The sequence below is a fragment of the Hymenobacter daecheongensis DSM 21074 genome (genome assembly GCF_900141805.1).
Classification (GTDB): Bacteria; Bacteroidota; Bacteroidia; order Cytophagales; family Hymenobacteraceae; genus Hymenobacter; species Hymenobacter daecheongensis.
The window spans coordinates 56205-73217 of sequence record NZ_FQYN01000010.1; the positions used below are offsets into that span (position 1 = coordinate 56205).

Genomic DNA, 17013 nt, shown 5'->3' on the forward strand with positions numbered 1-17013 from the left:
AGGTTGTTTTTGGATAGAAATAGAATAGCGAACCGGCAACAAGCTACTTAGCCACGCCTCGAACGATAACGACCTGGCCGCCTTCGCTGTTGGTATTGTTGGCGGCCCCGGAGCCGTCGGCGTTCTTGAACTTGGAATCCTGCCAGGTGTGCGGATGAATATTTACCAGGAACGTGTTGGGCGTATTCACCTGCTCGCTGATGTCGTACATCGCGCCATATTCCCAGGAGCTGAGCGAGGAGAAGTTGGACGGGTTGTACTTGCCGTTGAAGGCCGCGTCGGTGCGGCGGTGGTTCATTTCGAGCATGGCCTTGGCCCGCTGGCCGGGCGCGTTGATGGCCCACTGCCAGATGCGGCCGTCGTGGTTGTTTTTCAGATAGAACGAGTCGCCGTCTTCCTGAATGTAGACGTAGTTGTCGGTCACGCAGATGTTGTCCGGGTTCACGATGTAGTTGCCGGGATCCTGGGCCCCATCCACCACCACTTCCAGGCGGCCTGGCCCCACCGGATTTTGCGCATCCAGGTTGAGCTTATAGACGCGGCCCCACATGGTTTTGCCCGCTACGGGGGTCACTTTGTCATCCTGGCTCACGCCAGTGGCAGTGAAGTAGATTTCGCGGTTGTTGGCAGCGCTGCCCTTGCGGTAGTCCAAGTCTTCCACACGGGCCAGCTGCAGCGCGCTGTTGGCGACGGAGAAGCTCGCAATCTGGGTGCCCGTCATCGTTTTGGCTCCCACCACTTCTACCCATTCCACGTCGTAGCCCGTGCCCAGGCTCATGTTGGTTTCTACCGGGTCGCCGTTGGGGCGCTTCATCATGTAGAGCTTGCCGTTGTCGAGGTCGCCGGGCGTGTTGCTCACGTAGAGCAGCACCTGCCCATTGGAATTGTCTTCGCCGATGATGATGACGGTTTTGCCCGGATAGGCCTGTTTGTTCAGGGGCACGGCATTTTCCATGCTGGCCTTGCCCAGCGCGGGCTTGGTGCGGCCGGCATTGGTCTTGTCGGCCGGGCCGATGGGGTCAATGGCGTGGACCATGCTCTCTGCGCCGCTTTCGCCGGCCGTCAGGAAGGTGGCAATGGGAAAGCCGTGTTCCTCGGGCGTGGCCAGCGTGGCCGAGCACAGGCGGGTGGTGCCACCGTTGTAGTCTACTAGGTACTCTCCCTTCATGGGCTTGAAGTTCTTGTCGAGGTACACCCGCGACACCGACTGCGAAATCTCGTGGTTGTTGATGAGCACGTAGCCCGGACCGGCGGGGTTGCGCAACAGGCCAGCCCCATCGGGCTGCGGCCCGAACACGAAGCCGGGCGACTCGGGCAATACGTCGTCGGAGGAAATGAGCGGCAGAATCTCCAGGCTCTCGAAGCCGGGCATGGTCTTCACCAGGGCCGGGGTCACCGACTGCGCTTTCAGCTCAAACGTCTCAACCGGGGTAGAGTCGTTGTTGCCGCAGGCGGCCAGCACGGGTAGTACGCCCAGCGCACTCAGGCGGGCAAAATACAGGAGGGTAGAATTTTTCATACGGGCGTTCGGAGAGTAGGATGAGCAGCTCAGATTGTGGCTCAAATATCTTCCGCCTGTATTATGCTACCGTAAATTCCCGGTTACGAAATGGTCATGCTTGGCCGCTTATCAAGCCACGCGCGCAATCAGAGCATCAAACTCACAACTTCATAGCTTCACCTTCACCCGCAGCGCCAACAGGCCTTTGGCTCCCTGCAGCTCCTCCAGCTCCAGCTCTTCCACTTCGGGCTCCAGCAACTCGCGGTCCTGCAGATAGTCGATGTACTCCATGTACTCGGCGGCCTCGCGCACCTGCGCATACACTAGGGCAATGTAGCCGGGCTGGGTGAGCCGCTCGCCGGTGCCCAGCACGGTGGCCTTGTCGATGCGCTTCTTGATGATTTCGTAGCGGATGTTGTAGGCCCCGTCCACGTCGAACTGGCGCTCGTCCTGGCGGAAGCGGATGCTCAGCGGCTGGCCGTGAATGAGGATGAGCTGGGTGGTTTCGAGCGGCACGGCCAGGCGGCTTTTGAGGGCAGCCGTACGGCGGGCTATTTCTACCGTCACCAGCAGCTGCCAGAGGCGCAGGTTTTTAAGAAAAACCTGGTCAAACGGCTTGTCTTCTACCAGTGAGGCCCCCACGTAGATGTTGTGCTCCACGCCATCGGTTTTGAAGCGCTGGAAGTAGTGCGGAAACATCTGCTGGGCCTTTTCCTCCTCCTCGTCGAGGTAGTCGCTCACGGTGTCATTGAGCAGCATCACGCTTTCCTCAAACGACTTGCGCCGCTTGTACACGATGCCCAGCTCGGGGTCGATGTTGGACCAGTACTTGGCAATGACCGGCCGCAACTCCGGCGTGTTGGTGCCCAGATACTCAAACAGCGGCTCCACCTGCGTGCGCAGCGACTCGAAGATGCTCACCTCGTCGCCGGTCAGAATGCCCAGGCGCAGGCGCTTCAGATTCTTGTTGACGTAAAATTTCAGCTCGTCCAGAATGGGCAGCTCCTGAAACTCCGAGGCCTTCTTAAGTACCTTGTTGGCCAGCGTGAGGTGCTCAATCAGGTCGCCCTGAATGGCCTCGTTGCGGGCCACGCTGCTGCCGCGAATGTCGCTGGCCCCGTGCAGCGGGTACACCTCATGAAACACGATGTCCTCCATCTCGGCGTTGCGGTTGCCGTCCTCAATCTTCTCCAGCAGGTTGCGGGCCGCATCCGTAAAGCGCCATTCCATGGTGGGATGGATAGCGGTGAACTTCTCCTTGATGATGGCCTGAATCCGGGTCTGAATCTCCTCCGAGTTGCGCTTCACGGCCACCGCAAACAGCGGCACGAAGTCATTCACTTTCACGATACTGAACTCGTCCAGGTCGCCCACGTTGGGCGAGCCCAGCTCCAGCAGGCCCACGGTATCGTCGCCGTAGGGCAGCAGGGCCAAGATGGTGCTGCGGATGCCCAGGCTCAGAATCTGCTGGCGCAGATCCTCGGGCAGGTCGGCCTTTTCCACGTCGCTGATTACCAATGGCTGCCGGTCCTGCAGCAGCTGGTTATAGATCTTGCGGAAGCCCGAGCCGGCGTCCTGGTTGTTGAGCTGCTTAGTGAGAAAGCTGTGGTTGATTTTGCGGCCAAAGTCCACGAAAGCCTTTTTCTTTTCGTCGTAAGCCGCAATGCCAAGCTGCAGAAACGGCCGCCCGAACAGCACGCGCAGCTTTTCCTGAATCTGCTCCAGGCGGTCGGAGGCCTGTAGTACGTCGCGCTCCAGCAGATCGTACTTCAGCTCCGAGAGGATTTCCTGCTCCGTCACATCCACCAGATGCAGAATGTTAAAGCCTTCCAGCTCAAACTTGGCGGGCGGCAGCAGCTCCATCCACAGGTCGGCGCGGTGCAGATTGTGGCTCAGGTGCTCAATCTGCTCGGCCGACAGATCGGGCTTTTCCCCCACCACGCGCACATCCACGAAAGCGGAGTTGTAGCCCACGCCGTAGTGCCGGTACGAGCCGATATTGTAGTCCGGGATGGTAAAGATAATCGTGTCCTGCAGGGGCAGATGCACGCCGTATACCTTGCTCAGAATGAGCTGATACACCATGCGGGCCATGTAAATATCCATGGTGCGGGCATCAAAGTTCAGCGGCTGCTTCACGTGCTTGGTGCTGTTGAGCAGCACTTCGGCAAAGCGTGGGGTCTGGTAGAAGCTCACGCGCTGAAACGGGGCCACGGCCCCGCTGATGTCGAAGGCGAAGGAGGCGGGCGGAAACACGGCCATCATCAGCGTTTCCACCAGGTCGCAGCTGCACTCCAGCACGTTCAGGTCGTTGAGGGGGCCGCGGCACCAGGGCGCATCGGCTACCTGCTCGCCAATGGACCGCGCCAGCAGCGCCACGCCGGGGTTCGAGTCGTTTTCGCGCGACTGCCAGTAGGCAATAATCGGCTCGAGGCTGAGGGTGGTTTTAAACGGAAAATCCACAGAAATGGGCCGGATAGCGGGTTCTTTCAACATAGGTGCAGGCACAACAAGCGCGCCGGATAATTCATTTCAGGAAGCCGGGCACGCAGCCATCTGCTATACGAAGCGCCGCGCCAGCCGGCTGCCTCGGGGCCGCGCCTACCGGCTCAGCACTACTGTATCCTGGCCCGCAATGGTCTGGTCGTACACTTTGCCATCGAGCGTCAGGGCTTTTTTGGTGTTGCGGTAGCAGGTGCAGCACCCGTCGCCCTGAAAGTCGCCGGCCAGCTGCACGTTGCTGATGGCATACTGGCGCGGCGGCCGGGCCGGCAGCCGCACCCGGCTGGCCAGTCGGAACACGTAGCGGTACTGATTGAGCTTGCGGGTGCCGTTGGCGGGCAGCGGCTGCGTGTTGCTGAGCAGAATGGGCTGGCGAACCGTCGCCACTGGCCGCACCAGCAGCACCGAGTCGGTCTTGAGCTGCTGGGCCGCATCCAGCGGCACGCGCCGCACATACACCGAATCGACCTGCGCGGGCAGGTAGCCGCCATTGGCCGGGTCGAGGTTGAAGCGGAACGCCAGCGTATCGGTGGGGCTGCCCTGGCAGTCGCAGGACACATTGCCGCAGCAGGCCGCCATGCTCACCAGCAAAAAACAGAGAAGAAGAGTGCGCATCATAGGAGCGTAAAGATAGCGGCCGACCGGCGCCGAAGCGGCCGGAGCCCAAAACAAAAAGCCAGCCCACCGCGGGCTGGCTTTCTACGCCCAGAGCCACCGGTTTATTGCTTCACGAAGCGCTTGGTTTCCACGCCCGCGCGGGTCGTGACTTTGTAGAAATACGTGCCGGCCGGCAGCTCGCTCACGTTAGCCGATACCGTGTGCGGGCCTTTTTCCCGCGTTTCGCCCGCCACCAGCGTGCGCAGCACCGTGCCGCGGCCGTCCAGTACTTCCACCGTTACGGGGCCGGCCTTTTTTACCACATAGCTTAGCTGGCTGGTAGCCGCGGCCGGGTTCGGAAATACCGTGCTGCCGGCCGAAACGGGCTCGGCAGCGGAGCCCGCGGCGGGGTTCAGCAGCAGAAAGCGGGCGGGCCGCATGTAGCCGCCCAGGCCGCCGTGGTGGTGCATCCGGGCCGGGCGAGCGGCATTTTCGGGCTGCCCGGCGGGAGTACTTTTAGCGGCAATAGCTTGAATATCGGCAGTCCATTTGTCCTGTTGGGGCCTGATTTCCTGCAGCAGCTGCGCTATGGCGGCCTCGTGCTTTTGGGCCAGCTGCGCCACGTTGAGCATAATGCGCCGCGACTCGGCCCGGAGCTGCTGGTGCTGCTGCCGCTGGGCTTCGGTCAGGGCCGGACGGGGAGTGCCGGGGCTGGCAGAGCGCAGGCTCTGGCGCAGCGCGTGGCCGCGCTGCCGCACGGCGTGCAGCTGGGCGCGGTAGGTGGCCAGTTGGCTTTGATCATCAGTCGAAAGCTGGGCTTCGAGCTTCTGGCGCTGCTGCCGCAGCACGGGCAGCACATTCAGTTGATAATACGCCTGGAGCTGCTGGCGGGCGGGGCGAGGCTCCGGCGTTTGGCCGACAACCGTCGTGAAGTGGGCCAGCAAGGCCAGCAGCGCAAGGGCCAGGGTTTTGAGCAGGGTGTTTTTCATAGCAAAGAGAAGAATAAGTCGGTAAGCCGATGGACTGTGCATAGATGCCCGAAACGGCGCCGCGTTTAATTGAGACCCCCAAATAAAAACCGGCCCCGGATAAGTCCGGGGCCGGTTGGCATTACCTCCATTCACTCACGGTCATTGGCCCAGAGCGGCCTCCAGCGGCCCGCTTACCATCAGTTCGTCGCGCAGGCGGCCCGCATCGGCGGCCAGCTTGGGCCGAATCTCGTTCAGAGCCTGCTTCAGGGCCGTCACGTCGGAGAGGCGCGGGGCCCCGGTCTGGCCGTAGCCGTGGTACATGGCCACGCGGATGCGCGAGTCGCCGGTGCCGGTATAGGTGCCAAGGGTTTCGCCCTTGGCGTTCAGAATTTGGACCGTCGCCTCCAGCTTCGTGCAGTAATATTCCATCGGAATGCCGATGAGCGTGGGGGTCATCAGGGTCAGCATCTGCGTTACCAGAAAGGCCTTGCCGGCCCGGCGCATGCTACTGTTGGTTATCACCAGCTTGGCGTAGCCGAACTGGGCGCTATCGGTGGGCACGGTCACGTTCTGGCGCAGCTCCCGCAGAAACAGCAGGCGCGCATCTTCGGGCAGCGCCCCCTCTGTATTCACCCACGGCCCGATATCTACGGAAGCCTCCAGCATGGGCAGGCGGGTGGGAATAGGGGAGCCGGAAAGCCGGAATACGGCCCGTTCCGTCGATTTGCAGCTGGCGGCACCCAGCAGCAACACAGTATAAAGCAGGAGTAGACGTGTTTTCATTGAGAAGGCTGAGGAAGCGTTTACAGCAGGAGAGAAGTGGCGAAAGCGTGAGCAATAATAATACACAATATTAAATATTCAATTAAAAGTATGCTTTATTTGATATTGTATTGTCAATGTGCGTGCTGGGCCACCGTGCTGTCATTTTCGGCCAGCTCGGTGAGGGGTGGGGCCACGTAGTTATCTACGAACTCGCCTTCCCAGCGGGCTATCACGGCCGTAGCCAGGCAGTTGCCGGTCACGTTCACGGCCGTGCGGGCCATATCCATCAGCGCATCAATGCCCAGAATAATAAACACCGGCCACGCGGGCAGATTGAACGAAGCCACCGTGGCCAGCAGAATAACCAGCGAGGCGCGGGGCACGCCGGCTACGCCCTTGCTGGTGAGCATCAGCGTGAATACCATCACCAGCTGCTGCCCCCACGTCAGGTCGATACCCGCGGCCTGGGCCACGAAAATGGCCGCCAGCGAGAGGTAAAGCGTGGTGCCGTCGAGGTTGAAGGAGTAGCCCGTGGGCATCACGAAGGCCACGATGCGGCGCGGCACGCCCAGGCCTTCCATGGCTTCCATGGCGCGGGGCAGGGCCGCCTCAGAGCTGGTAGTGGCGAAGGCAATGCTGACGGGCTCGGCAATGGCCTGCACGAAGCGCTTCACCGGAATGCGGGCCAGCAGCGCAATGGGCAGCAGCACCAGCAGAATGAAGGCAATGAGCGCCGCATACAGCGTAAGCAACAGATAGAAAGCGTTTTGCAGGGGCGCAAAGCCCATTTTGCCCACCGTGTAGGCCATGGCCCCACCCACACCGATAGGGGCAAAGAACATCACCACGTTGGTGAATTTGAACATCACTTCCGACAGGCTTTCGGCAAATTCGAGCATCGGGCGGCGGTGCCGGCCATGCACCATGGCCAGGCCGATAGCGAAGATGATGGCGAAGACCACCACCTGCAATACTTGCCCCTCGGCCACGGATTTGGCGATATTCTCGGGGAAGATGTGCAGGATGATGTCGGCGGCCGACTGCTTCACGGGCTCCAGCTTCTCGTCGTCCATGCCCACGCGGCTCACGCCCACGCCGGCCTTGCTCAGGTTGATGGCCGCCAGTCCGATGAACAGGGCGAAGGTGGTCACGACCTCGAAGTACACCAGCGCCTTCACGCCCATCTTTCCCACCTGCTTCAGGTCGGCGTGGCCGGCAATGCCCACCACCAGCGTGGCGAATACCAGCGGCGCAATGATGGTTTTGACCAGCCGCAGGAACACGTCGCTGAGCACTTTCATGTTCTGCCCCAGAGCCGGGAAATCGTGTCCGAACTCAGCTCCGATAAACATGCTGACCACAATCCAGAAGGTGAGGGAGCGGCGCTTGGCGGCGTAGAAGGCCAGCGCGGCCAGGAATAGCCAGCGGGCTGCCAGCGGCACCTTGGCAGACAGCGCCACCATATTGTAGGCCGATAACACCGTGAGCAGCAGCGCTACCACGAACAGAACGAGCAGCAGGGGAGTGAGGCGGGACAACTTCATGCAGGGAAAATCAGGGTCAGAGGGCGGGGAAAGACCGCAAAGATAGGTCTTTGAGTTGCGTAGTTAATTCTTCATTTTTCGACGCGGCTTTTTCGTAACTCGAACCGCTTTAACCTGGGCAGTAATGGCCGTTTTTCGCCCATTCGTCCCAAGCCTCATTCCTGCTAAATACCCACCCTTTGAGCTTACTCTGGAACCTGCGGACGCACGAGCTGCCGCTGCGCTACACCTGGAAAATCTCCCGCAACGCTTCCACCGCCAAAACCAACCTGCTGGCCAGCGTCACGGATGCTGACCGCGCCACGGCGGCCGTGGGGTGGGGCGAGGCGGCCCCGAATGTGCGTTACGGCGAAACGCCCGCGGGGCTGCTGCTGGAGTTTGAGCGCCTGCTGAGCGCGGGCCTGAGCCGGGTGCGGCTGTGGGAAGAGCTGGAAGAGCTGCTGGCGGCCGAGGCCCCGGCCCACGCGCTACGCTTCGCGCTCGAATCGGCTTACGTGCATTGGGAAGCGCAGAAAACCGGCCGGACGGTGGGGCAGCTGCTGGGGCTGCCGCCCGCGCCGGCGGCGGTGCCTACAGCGTTTTCGTTGCCTATTATGGAGCCGGGCGCGGTGGCCGGGTTCGTGCGCGAGCAGCAGATGGCGCGGTTTGCGGTGCTCAAAGTAAAGGTGAATCAGGAAAGTGGGTTTGCGCTGCTGCAGGCCCTCACGCGGGAGCTGCCCGGCCGCCCGCTCATCATCGATGGCAACGAAGCCTGGACTGATGCCGACAGCCTGCTGCGCTTTCTGGAAGAAATACAGAACCTGCCCGGCCTGCGCGTGCGCCTGCTGGAGCAGCCGCTACCTGCCGACTGCGCCGCCGACTACCGCTACCTGCGCCCCCGCTCGCCCTACCCGCTTTTCGCTGATGAGTCGGTGACCGACGCGGCCGACTTCGGGGACATTGCCCAGCAGTTTCACGGGGTGAATATGAAGCTGATGAAGGCCGGCGGCTACCGCAACGGCATCCGGCTGCTGCTGCAAACCCGCGCCCACGGCCTGCAAACGATGCTCGGCTGCATGGTCGAAACCTCGCTGGGCATCTGGTCGGCGCTGCAGGTGAGCCCGCTGGCCGACGTGTGCGACCTGGACGGCTTCCTGATCGTGCGGGACGAGCCGTTCGGGCTGGTGCGGGAAGAGAACGGGCTGCTAAGCGCCCAGGCGGCAGTGCCCGATTTGGTTACTTTATAGTCGCCTGTCATCCTGAGCTTGCGAAGGACCTTCCTCAGTTAAGTGAAAAGTGCTTTTAAATGAGCAAAGCCCTTTACCGTTGTAGCGGTAAAGGGCTTTGTGCGTTGAATTTCGGTAGCAGTAAACTACGAGGAAGGTCCTTCGCAAGCTCAGGATGACAGTTGATTAAGTTACTTCACCTGCTGCAGCTGCTCGTCCAGGGCTTTTATCTGCTGGTCGAGCTGGCTGGTGTCGGCGGGGCGCTGGGTGGCGGTGCTGAGCAGACTGATTTTGTCGTTGAGCAGCTGAATTTTCCGGGCCATGAGCGTGAGGCGGCTATTGAGGCTGCTCAGGCGCGTTTCCATATCGGTGGTGCTGGTGGGCGAGTTGCGGTCTACGTAGGTGTCGTATTGCGCGGTGGCGGGCACCGACTGGTCGCCGCGGGCCGCGGCGGCGCTGCCGGGCGTGGCAAATACGATTTCGCCTTTGATGGTCACGTAGTCGCCTTCCTTGAGCGTGGTTTTCTTGCCGCCGGGCAGCTCCACAATGCCGCTTTTGTAGTTCACCTTCGTGCCGTCGGCCAGCATCGCATTCTTGCTCAGGGGCTTGATGGTGGAGCCCTGGCGCAGCACCACTTCGCCGTCGCGCATCACGAACTGGTCGGTGCTGTTGGCGGCGGTAGCGCCGGCGGGTTTGGGCTCGGTTTTGGATTGGGCCGCGGTGCCCAGCGGGGCAGCCAGCGCCGCACACACAAGGGCGGAGAGCAAATGACGGTTCATAGGAAGTAGTTGAGTTGGCACGGGGTGTACGTATGCCCGCCGAAATTAGCTGCGTTGCAGCAGCCTGCCGGCCCGTGGTAATTTATTTCAAAGAAAAAGCTGAACGATGTTGTGACATTAAATGTATGTACATATATTTGCAGCGTATTCCGGATTTCTCGAATGCAGTTCATGAAGATAGAAGACGAAATCAAGCAGCCAACTTTCCAGAATCCTTACCAGAAAGTTTACATCAACCTGGTGTACACAGCGGGTTGGCTGGCGCAGCGGCAGGCGGAGATTTTCCGCCCCTACGGCATCACGCTGCCCCAATTCAATATTTTGCGCATTCTGCGCGGGCAGCATCCGAAGCCCGCTACCGTGAACCTGCTCATCGAGCGCATGCTGGACAAAACCAGCAACGCCTCGCGCATCGTGGACAAGCTTGAAGCCAAAGCCTTGGTGACGCGCACCACCTGCCCCAGCAACCGCCGCGCTGTGGATATCCGCATCACGGAGGCGGGCTTGGCGCTGCTGCACCAGATGGACGAAACTGCTTTGCGACAACCCATTGGCTTGCAGAATATTACCCCGGAAGAAGCCGCTCAGCTGAGCGAGCTGCTTGATAAACTCCGCGGCTGACGGTTTTCAGCCATTCACATTCCGCCATTCCCTTTTTAACTCCCCATACCATGAAAAAAATCGCGCTTTCCGCCCTCTTCGCTGCTGCCCTGCTCAGCAGCCCGGTTTTCGCTCAAAGTGCTGCTCAGGCTGCAAAAGAGCCTAAAGCGGCCAAAGCCGCAAAGGCTCCCAAGGCCGCCAAGGCCGACGGCACCGTGTATAAGCTGCAGCCGCAATTGAGCACGCTGGGCTGGCTGGGTAAAAAAGTAGGTGGCCAGCACAATGGCACCATCCAGTTCAAAGACGGTGACGTGCTCGTGAAGGGCAACCAGATTGTGGGCGGCACTTTCGTAGTGGACATGAATTCCATGAAGAACACCGACCTGACCGATGCCGGCTACAACGCCAAGCTCATGGGCCACCTCACCTCCGACGACTTCTTCGGCGTAGCCAAGCACCCCACTGCGACGTTCAAAATCACGAATATCGCGCCCATCAAAGGTGCCGCGGCCACGGCCAATAACGCCACCATCACCGGCGACCTGACCGTTAAGGGCATCACGAGCCCCATCACCTTCCCCGCCAAAATCGGGGTGAACAAGGACGGCCTGGCCGCTGCTACCGGCACCGCCACCATCGACCGCACGAAGTACGACGTGAAATACGGCTCGACCCTATTCGGTGCCGCCGCCGACAAGGCCATCGACAACGACTTCACCATGAGCTTCAACGTCATTGCCAAGAAGTAATTCGGGCTTAGCGTTTCACAAAAAATCCCCCGTCGCAGGCAGCGACGGGGGATTTTTTTTGTAAATAAAGCGCCTGTTTCTGGCCGCCGCCGATGTGAATATTTCCCACCTTCATTCTCAATTCGGCAACAGCAACTCGCGGGGTAGCTCGAAGCGCAGATTGCGGCTCTTGCTACGGTTGTGCAGCTGCTGCAGAAAGTCGTCCAGCTCGGGCTTGTATTCCAGCCACAGATCTTCGTGCAAATTGGCGAGAATGAGTTGGGCGGTGCGGGCCGTGAGGCGGGCCGTACTCACGTAAAAGCCGTTGTAGGGCGATTCGAACTGGCCGGTGTAGTTGTCGAAAATTAGGCGCAGGGCATACAGATTTAGGTCGATTTCCAGGCGCTTTTCCTTGGTGATGCGGCGGGCGCGGGCGGTTTCCTTCACGGCTTTGGCCAGCGCCTTGTTCAGGCTGCGGTTGAGCAGGCGGCCCGTCACGGCCACGTTGAACAGCTCGTGGATGCGGTCGGCGGTTTGCTCATACACCTGCTCGGTCGTCACGTCGGGCAGCAGCTCGAAGCAGAGCGTTTCATACAGCTCCGCGTCGCGGCGCACGGCCCGCAATAGCAGCTTTTCCTTGTCGGCATCAGGCAGGCGCTTGAGGGCTTTTTTGAAATCGGCGGACGGAACGGGCATGAGTGGAAATTCAGAATGGGGACTTAGCAACTAAGCAGCGCCGCATTGTGGCAGGTGCGGCTCTCAACAACTTTCGCTGCCGATTACGGTTTTTGGGCACTGATGGGCCGGAAATTACGCCGGAATCCGGCGAGAGCTGCGCGGCTCGCCGGCCAGGAGTTGGCTGGTGGCACCGGCTGCCCGGCCCGGCCTTCACGAATCTAAAAACGGCGAAACGATTCTGGGTGGTAAGAGGTTATACAGGGCCGGAATACGGTTTAAACCCGCTTTTGTGCCTGCTATTTCGTACTTTTGTGCCATGCAAACCAAACCGCAAATCGATTACGACGAGGACGTTCTGCTGCTCGAGGAAACCATTGACGTACGCGACCTGATTGTGTACAACGACGATGTGAATACCTTCGAGCACGTCATCAAAACCCTCATCGACGTGTGCGGCCACGAGCCGGAGCAGGCCGAGCAATGCACGCTGCTGATTCATTACAAAGGCCAATGCACCGTGAAGCACGGCACGTTCGACGAGCTGGCCGGCATGTGCACCGCCATCCACGACCGCGGCATCTCGGCCGATATTCTCTAGCAATGTGCTGATGTGGAAAATGTGAGAAATGTGCTAATAGTTAGAAAGGCTTTAGTCATTCCACATTTCTTATTAGCACATCAGCACATTCAATCACATTCGCACATTAGACTGAATGGAATTCCCCTCCAAACTGATAGAAAACGCGGTTATTGAGCTGTCGAAGCTGCCGGGTATTGGCCGCAAAACGGCCTTGCGCCTCACGCTGCACCTGCTCAAGGCCGAAACCGAAACCACCAGCTCTTTGGCCGAGGCGCTGGCCAAGATGCGCTTCGAAATCACCTACTGCCGCACCTGCCACAATATTTCCGATACGGAGGAGTGCGGCATCTGCGCCAACAAGCTGCGCGACCACGGCATGGTGTGCGTGGTGTCGGATATCCGCGACGTAATTGCCATCGAAAATACCGGCCAGTACCAGGGCGTGTACCACGTGCTGGGTGGCGTGATTTCGCCCATCGAGGGCATCGGCCCTTCCGATCTGAACATCGACTCGCTGCTGATCCGCATTCCCGACTCCGAAATCAAGGAAATCATCCTTGCTATCAGCCCCACGATGGAGGGTGACACCACCGCGTTTTTCCTCTCGCGCAAGCTGCGCGAGTTTCCCGAGGTAAACATCAGCACCATTGCCCGCGGCATTCCGATGGGCGGCGAGCTGGAATACGCCGACGAAATCACGCTCGGCCGTAGCATTGTGGAGCGCCAGCGCCAGGCGAAATAGTCCGTCATAGCCCCTGTCATTGCGAGGACGAAGGACGAAGCCATCCATCCTCTGAAATGTAAAAAGCTCTGTTGACCTAAAAAGCCCTGACGCAAGCATACGTCAGGGCTTTTCTGTTTACAAAGCGTGGCTCATTGTCCAGGACGGATGGCTTCGTCCTGCGTCCTCGCAATGACAAGGCGTGATGCCAGGCGGATGGTTCTGCGTACTTTCGCCCCGCCAAAACCTGCCCGCCCTTGCCCGCCGTGAAGCTTTCCGTCATTATCGTCAACTACAACGTCTGCTATTTTCTGGAGCAGGCGCTGCTGTCGGTGCAGAAAGCGGTGGCGAAGCTGGGCGCGCCGGCCGAAGTTTTCGTGGTCGATAACAACTCCGTGGATGGCTCGGTGGCGATGGTGCGGGCGCGGTTTCCGGAGGTAATTCTAATTGAGAATAAGGCCAATCCCGGCTTCAGCAAGGCCAATAACCAGGCTATGCGCGTTGCCCAAGGCGAATATGTGCTGCTGCTGAATCCCGACACGGTGGTGGAAGAAGACACTTTCCGCGCCTGCTGCGACTTTATGGACGCGCACCCCGACGGCGGCGGCCTGGGCGTGACAATGCTCGACGGGCAGGGCAAGTTTCTGCCCGAAAGCAAGCGCGGCCTGCCCACGCCGCTGGTGGCCTTTTACAAGATTTTCGGGCTGGCGAGCCTGTTTCCGAAGTCGCGCACCTTCGGGCGCTACCACCTGGGCTTTCTGCCCAACGACCAGAACCACGAAATCGAGGTGCTCAGCGGGGCCTTCATGCTGATGCGCAAGGCGGCGCTCGACCAAGTGGGCCTGCTCGATGAGGACTATTTTATGTACGGCGAGGATATTGACCTCTCGTACCGGCTGCTGCAGGGTGGCTGGAAAAACTACTACTTCGCCGGCACCCGCATCATCCACTACAAGGGCGAAAGCACCAAGCGCACGAGCGTGAACTACGTGTTCGTATTCTACCGCGCTATGGTCATTTTTGCCCGCAAGCACTTCGCCCCGGAACGCGCCGGCACGTTTTCGCTGCTGATTAACTTTGCCATCTGGCTGCGGGCGGGCGTGGCGGTGGGGCAGCGCGTGCTGGCGCAGGCGGCCCCTGTGCTGCTCGATGCCGGCCTGATCTACGTGGGTATGTACTTTCTGAAATCCTATTGGGAGCAGAACCACAAGTACGTGCGCACCGACTACCCGCCGGAGTTTATGCTGGTGGCCGTGCCGGTGTATATTCTGGTCTGGCTGGCCTCGGCCTACTTTAGCGGGGCCTACGACCAGCCCACCAAAACCTCGCGCATTGTGCGCGGTATTTTCGTGGGCACGGTGCTTATTTCGGCCGTTTCCAACTTCTTCGATGCCTACCGCTTCTCCAAAGCCCTCATCATTTTGGGCGGGGCCTGGAGCGTGGCGGCGCTGGTGGGACGGCGAATGATTAGCCACTTCCTGCGCTACCGCGACCTGCGCCTGAGCGAGCGGCGGCAGAAAAACGTGGCCATCGTGGGCTCGGTGGCCGAAAGCAGGCGGGTGCGCCAGCTGCTGGAAACTGCCGCCGTGCAAGCCCGCCTCATTGGCTACGTAGTGCCCGATGCGGCCCTAGAAGTCACAACTTCACAACTTTACCACTCCACCACTTCCCCCGACGACCTGCTCGGCGAGGTGCGGCAGCTGGAAGATATTATCCGCATTTACGCCCTGGATGAGCTGATTTTCTGCGGCAAAGACCTGTCGGCCAGCCAGATTATCACGCTCATGGTGGGCCTGCCCCAGCACCCGCCCGTAGCCTACAAAATTCTGCCCGAAGACAGCGAGTACATCATCGGCAGCTCTTCCAAAGATGCGCCTGGCGACTACTATGCCCTCGATATTGCTCTGAACCTGTTTCGGCCCCAGCAGGTGCGCAACAAGCGCGTGCTCGACGTGCTGACCAGCCTGGGCCTGCTGCTGGGCGCCCCGTTTTTTATCTGGTTCCAACTGCACAAAGCGGGTTTTCTACGCAACTGCCTGCGCGTGCTCAGCGGCTCGCGCACTTGGGTGGGCCTGCGCCACATGGTCGGCCCCAAAAGCAGCCGCTCCGCCGTATTGTCGCCCGCCGATGCCGCCCAGACCGGCGCGCCCCTCACCGAGGCCACCCGCCGCCGCCTGGAGCTGCTCTACGCCAAAGACTACGAGCCCGGCACCGACCTGAGCCTGCTGCTCCGCTGCTTCCGCCAACTGGGAAGGGAGAATTGATGTGCTGATTTTTTGATGTGCTAATGTGTTGATGTGAGGATGTGAGGATGTGAGGATGTGAGGATAAAGGTGTTCAGAAAGCCATCTGAACCAGGTTCAGCGCGAGATTCCCCGGTCCCTGGCTTGATGCGCCACATGTTCGGAATGACGTTTTATCGACTTTCTGAACACCTTCATCCTCACATCAACACATCAGCACATCAGCATATCAGAGCACATCAGCACATCAAAAAATCAGCACATCAGCAAATCAACCTTACTTTTACACTTCCCATCCCACCCACTTCCTATGGCTGCTTCTACTGCTACGCTTACGCCTTCCTTCCTGTCCGACCGCATCAATGCCATGCAGGAATCCCAGACCATTGCTATGGCCAAAAAGGCCCGGGAGCTGATGGCTAAGGGCATTGACGTTATCAACCTCAGCTTCGGCGAGCCGGACTTCGAAACCCCGCAGTACATTCGGGAGGCGGCTAAGGTGGCAATGGATCAGGGCTTTACCAAATACACGCCCGTACCCGGCTACCTAGATCTGCGCCAGGCCATTGCCGATAAGCTGCTGCGCGAAAACCAGCTGGCCTACAAGCCCGAAAACATTGTAGTGAGCACGGGGGCCAAGCAGGCCCTGGCCAACGCGGTGATGAGCCTGATAAATGCCGGCGACGAGGTTATCGTGTTTGCGCCGTATTGGGTGAGCTATGAGGAAATGGTGCGGCTGGCCGAAGGCACCACCGTCACGCTGATGGGGGCGCTGGAAAATGACTACAAAGTGACGGCCGCCGAGCTGGAAGCCGCCATCACGCCGCGCACCAAGCTCATCATGTACTCCTCGCCCTGCAACCCGACGGGCTCCGTGTTTTCGCGGGAGGAGCTGGCGGCTATTGCGGCCGTAGTGGCCCGCAACCCCCAGATTCATGTGCTGGCCGACGAGATTTACGAGTACATCAACTTCGTGGGCGAGCATGTGAGCCTGGCGCAGTTTGCCGAAATCAAGGATCAGGTTATCACCGTCAATGGCTTTTCGAAGGGCTACGCCATGACGGGCTGGCGCGTGGGCTACCTGGCCGCTCGCCCGGAAATTGCCGCCGCCTGCGAGAAAATGCAGAGCCAGATTACGTCCGGCACCTGCTCGGTGGCCCAGCGCGCGGCCCTGGCCGCGCTGCAGGGCGGCCGCACTTCCGCCGACGAGATGGTGGCCGCCTACCGCCGCCGCCGCGACTTGGTGCTGGCGCAGGTGCAGCAAATTCCGGGCTTCAAAACCCCCACGCCCAGCGGCGCTTTCTACATTTTCCCCGATGTCAGCGCCTATTTCGGCCGCCGCACGCCCGCGGGCGAAACCATCGGTAACGCCGGCGACCTGGCCCTGTACCTGCTGAACGAGGCCCACGTAGCCGCCGTGGACGGCGCGGCTTTCGGGGCCCCGAACTGCATCCGCTTCAGCACCGCCGCCGCCGATGAAAAGCTGCGCGAAGCCTTTGTGCGGATAAAGGCGAGCCTGGAAAAGCTGGGGTAGCACACAAACATCGACTGTCATCCTGAGCAAAGTGAAGGACCTTATGGGATTGGAACGAGCCGTTG

15 protein-coding genes are annotated in these 17013 nt (G+C 60.1%); 7 read left to right on the forward strand and 8 right to left on the reverse strand.

Annotation, left to right across the window (positions count from 1 at the left end; all coding sequences use genetic code 11):
* Positions 1-43: 43 nt before the first annotated feature.
* From BUB62_RS16975 to BUB62_RS17000, 6 genes are all read right to left on the reverse strand, one after another.
* Entirely contained in the window at positions 44-1519 is a 1476-nt protein-coding gene (locus tag BUB62_RS16975) for an alkaline phosphatase PhoX (RefSeq protein ID WP_073112187.1), read from the reverse strand.
* Between the two features lie 150 nt (positions 1520-1669).
* Positions 1670-3964, reverse strand: coding sequence for a GAF domain-containing protein (locus BUB62_RS16980; RefSeq protein ID WP_159437485.1), 2295 nt, complete (start codon positions 3962-3964; stop codon positions 1670-1672).
* A gap of 138 nt (positions 3965-4102) precedes the next feature.
* Positions 4103-4621 carry a hypothetical protein gene (locus BUB62_RS16985; protein WP_143164246.1) on the reverse strand — a complete coding sequence of 173 codons (519 nt, stop codon included), beginning with the start codon at positions 4619-4621 and terminating at the stop codon, positions 4103-4105.
* A 101-nt stretch (positions 4622-4722) separates the two neighbouring features.
* A complete protein-coding gene (locus tag BUB62_RS16990; RefSeq protein WP_073112193.1) occupies positions 4723-5589 on the reverse strand; it encodes a T9SS type A sorting domain-containing protein in 867 nt (288 codons plus the stop codon).
* 141 nt (positions 5590-5730) lie between these two features.
* On the reverse strand, positions 5731-6354 hold the full coding sequence (locus tag BUB62_RS16995) for a hypothetical protein (RefSeq protein ID WP_143164247.1): 624 nt from the start codon (positions 6352-6354) through the stop codon (positions 5731-5733).
* A gap of 113 nt (positions 6355-6467) precedes the next feature.
* Positions 6468-7880: a dicarboxylate/amino acid:cation symporter gene (locus BUB62_RS17000; RefSeq protein WP_073112197.1), complete on the reverse strand. Its 1413-nt coding sequence runs from the start codon at positions 7878-7880 to the stop codon at positions 6468-6470.
* A 179-nt stretch (positions 7881-8059) separates the two neighbouring features.
* On the opposite strand from BUB62_RS17000, the gene BUB62_RS17005 reads away from it, so the two are divergent.
* The gene (locus tag BUB62_RS17005) at positions 8060-9106 is read left to right on the forward strand and encodes an enolase C-terminal domain-like protein (RefSeq protein ID WP_073112199.1); all 1047 of its coding nucleotides are present in this window, start codon (positions 8060-8062) and stop codon (positions 9104-9106) included.
* Positions 9107-9276: 170 nt separating this feature from the next.
* On the opposite strand, the gene BUB62_RS17010 is transcribed toward BUB62_RS17005, so the two are convergent.
* The gene (locus BUB62_RS17010) at positions 9277-9864 is read right to left on the reverse strand and encodes a DUF6799 domain-containing protein (protein ID WP_143164248.1); all 588 of its coding nucleotides are present in this window, start codon (positions 9862-9864) and stop codon (positions 9277-9279) included.
* Positions 9865-10035: 171 nt separating this feature from the next.
* Here BUB62_RS17010 and BUB62_RS17015 point away from each other — a divergent pair, with 171 nt between their 5' ends.
* Both BUB62_RS17015 and BUB62_RS17020 read left to right on the forward strand, forming a co-directional pair.
* Positions 10036-10485 (forward strand): MarR family winged helix-turn-helix transcriptional regulator, encoded by a 450-nt coding sequence (locus BUB62_RS17015; RefSeq protein WP_073112386.1) that lies wholly within the window; start codon positions 10036-10038, stop codon positions 10483-10485.
* Positions 10486-10535: 50 nt separating this feature from the next.
* Positions 10536-11213, forward strand: coding sequence for a YceI family protein (locus BUB62_RS17020; RefSeq protein WP_073112203.1), 678 nt, complete (start codon positions 10536-10538; stop codon positions 11211-11213).
* A gap of 117 nt (positions 11214-11330) precedes the next feature.
* On the opposite strand, the gene BUB62_RS17025 is transcribed toward BUB62_RS17020, so the two are convergent.
* A complete protein-coding gene (locus BUB62_RS17025; RefSeq protein WP_073112205.1) occupies positions 11331-11888 on the reverse strand; it encodes a hypothetical protein in 558 nt (185 codons plus the stop codon).
* 298 nt (positions 11889-12186) lie between these two features.
* Here BUB62_RS17025 and BUB62_RS17030 point away from each other — a divergent pair, with 298 nt between their 5' ends.
* The 4 genes from BUB62_RS17030 to BUB62_RS17045 all read left to right on the forward strand — a co-directional run bounded on the left by BUB62_RS17030 (position 12187) and on the right by BUB62_RS17045 (position 16948).
* The gene (locus tag BUB62_RS17030; RefSeq protein ID WP_073112207.1) at positions 12187-12468 is read left to right on the forward strand and encodes an ATP-dependent Clp protease adaptor ClpS; all 282 of its coding nucleotides are present in this window, start codon (positions 12187-12189) and stop codon (positions 12466-12468) included.
* A 115-nt stretch (positions 12469-12583) separates the two neighbouring features.
* On the forward strand, positions 12584-13192 hold the full coding sequence (recR, locus tag BUB62_RS17035) for a recombination mediator RecR (protein ID WP_073112209.1): 609 nt from the start codon (positions 12584-12586) through the stop codon (positions 13190-13192).
* Positions 13193-13437: 245 nt separating this feature from the next.
* Complete coding sequence (locus BUB62_RS17040; protein WP_073112388.1) at positions 13438-15435, forward strand: glycosyltransferase; 1998 nt, start codon at positions 13438-13440, stop codon at positions 15433-15435.
* A 289-nt stretch (positions 15436-15724) separates the two neighbouring features.
* Positions 15725-16948: a pyridoxal phosphate-dependent aminotransferase gene (locus tag BUB62_RS17045; protein WP_073112211.1), complete on the forward strand. Its 1224-nt coding sequence runs from the start codon at positions 15725-15727 to the stop codon at positions 16946-16948.
* Positions 16949-17013: the final 65 nt, after the last annotated feature.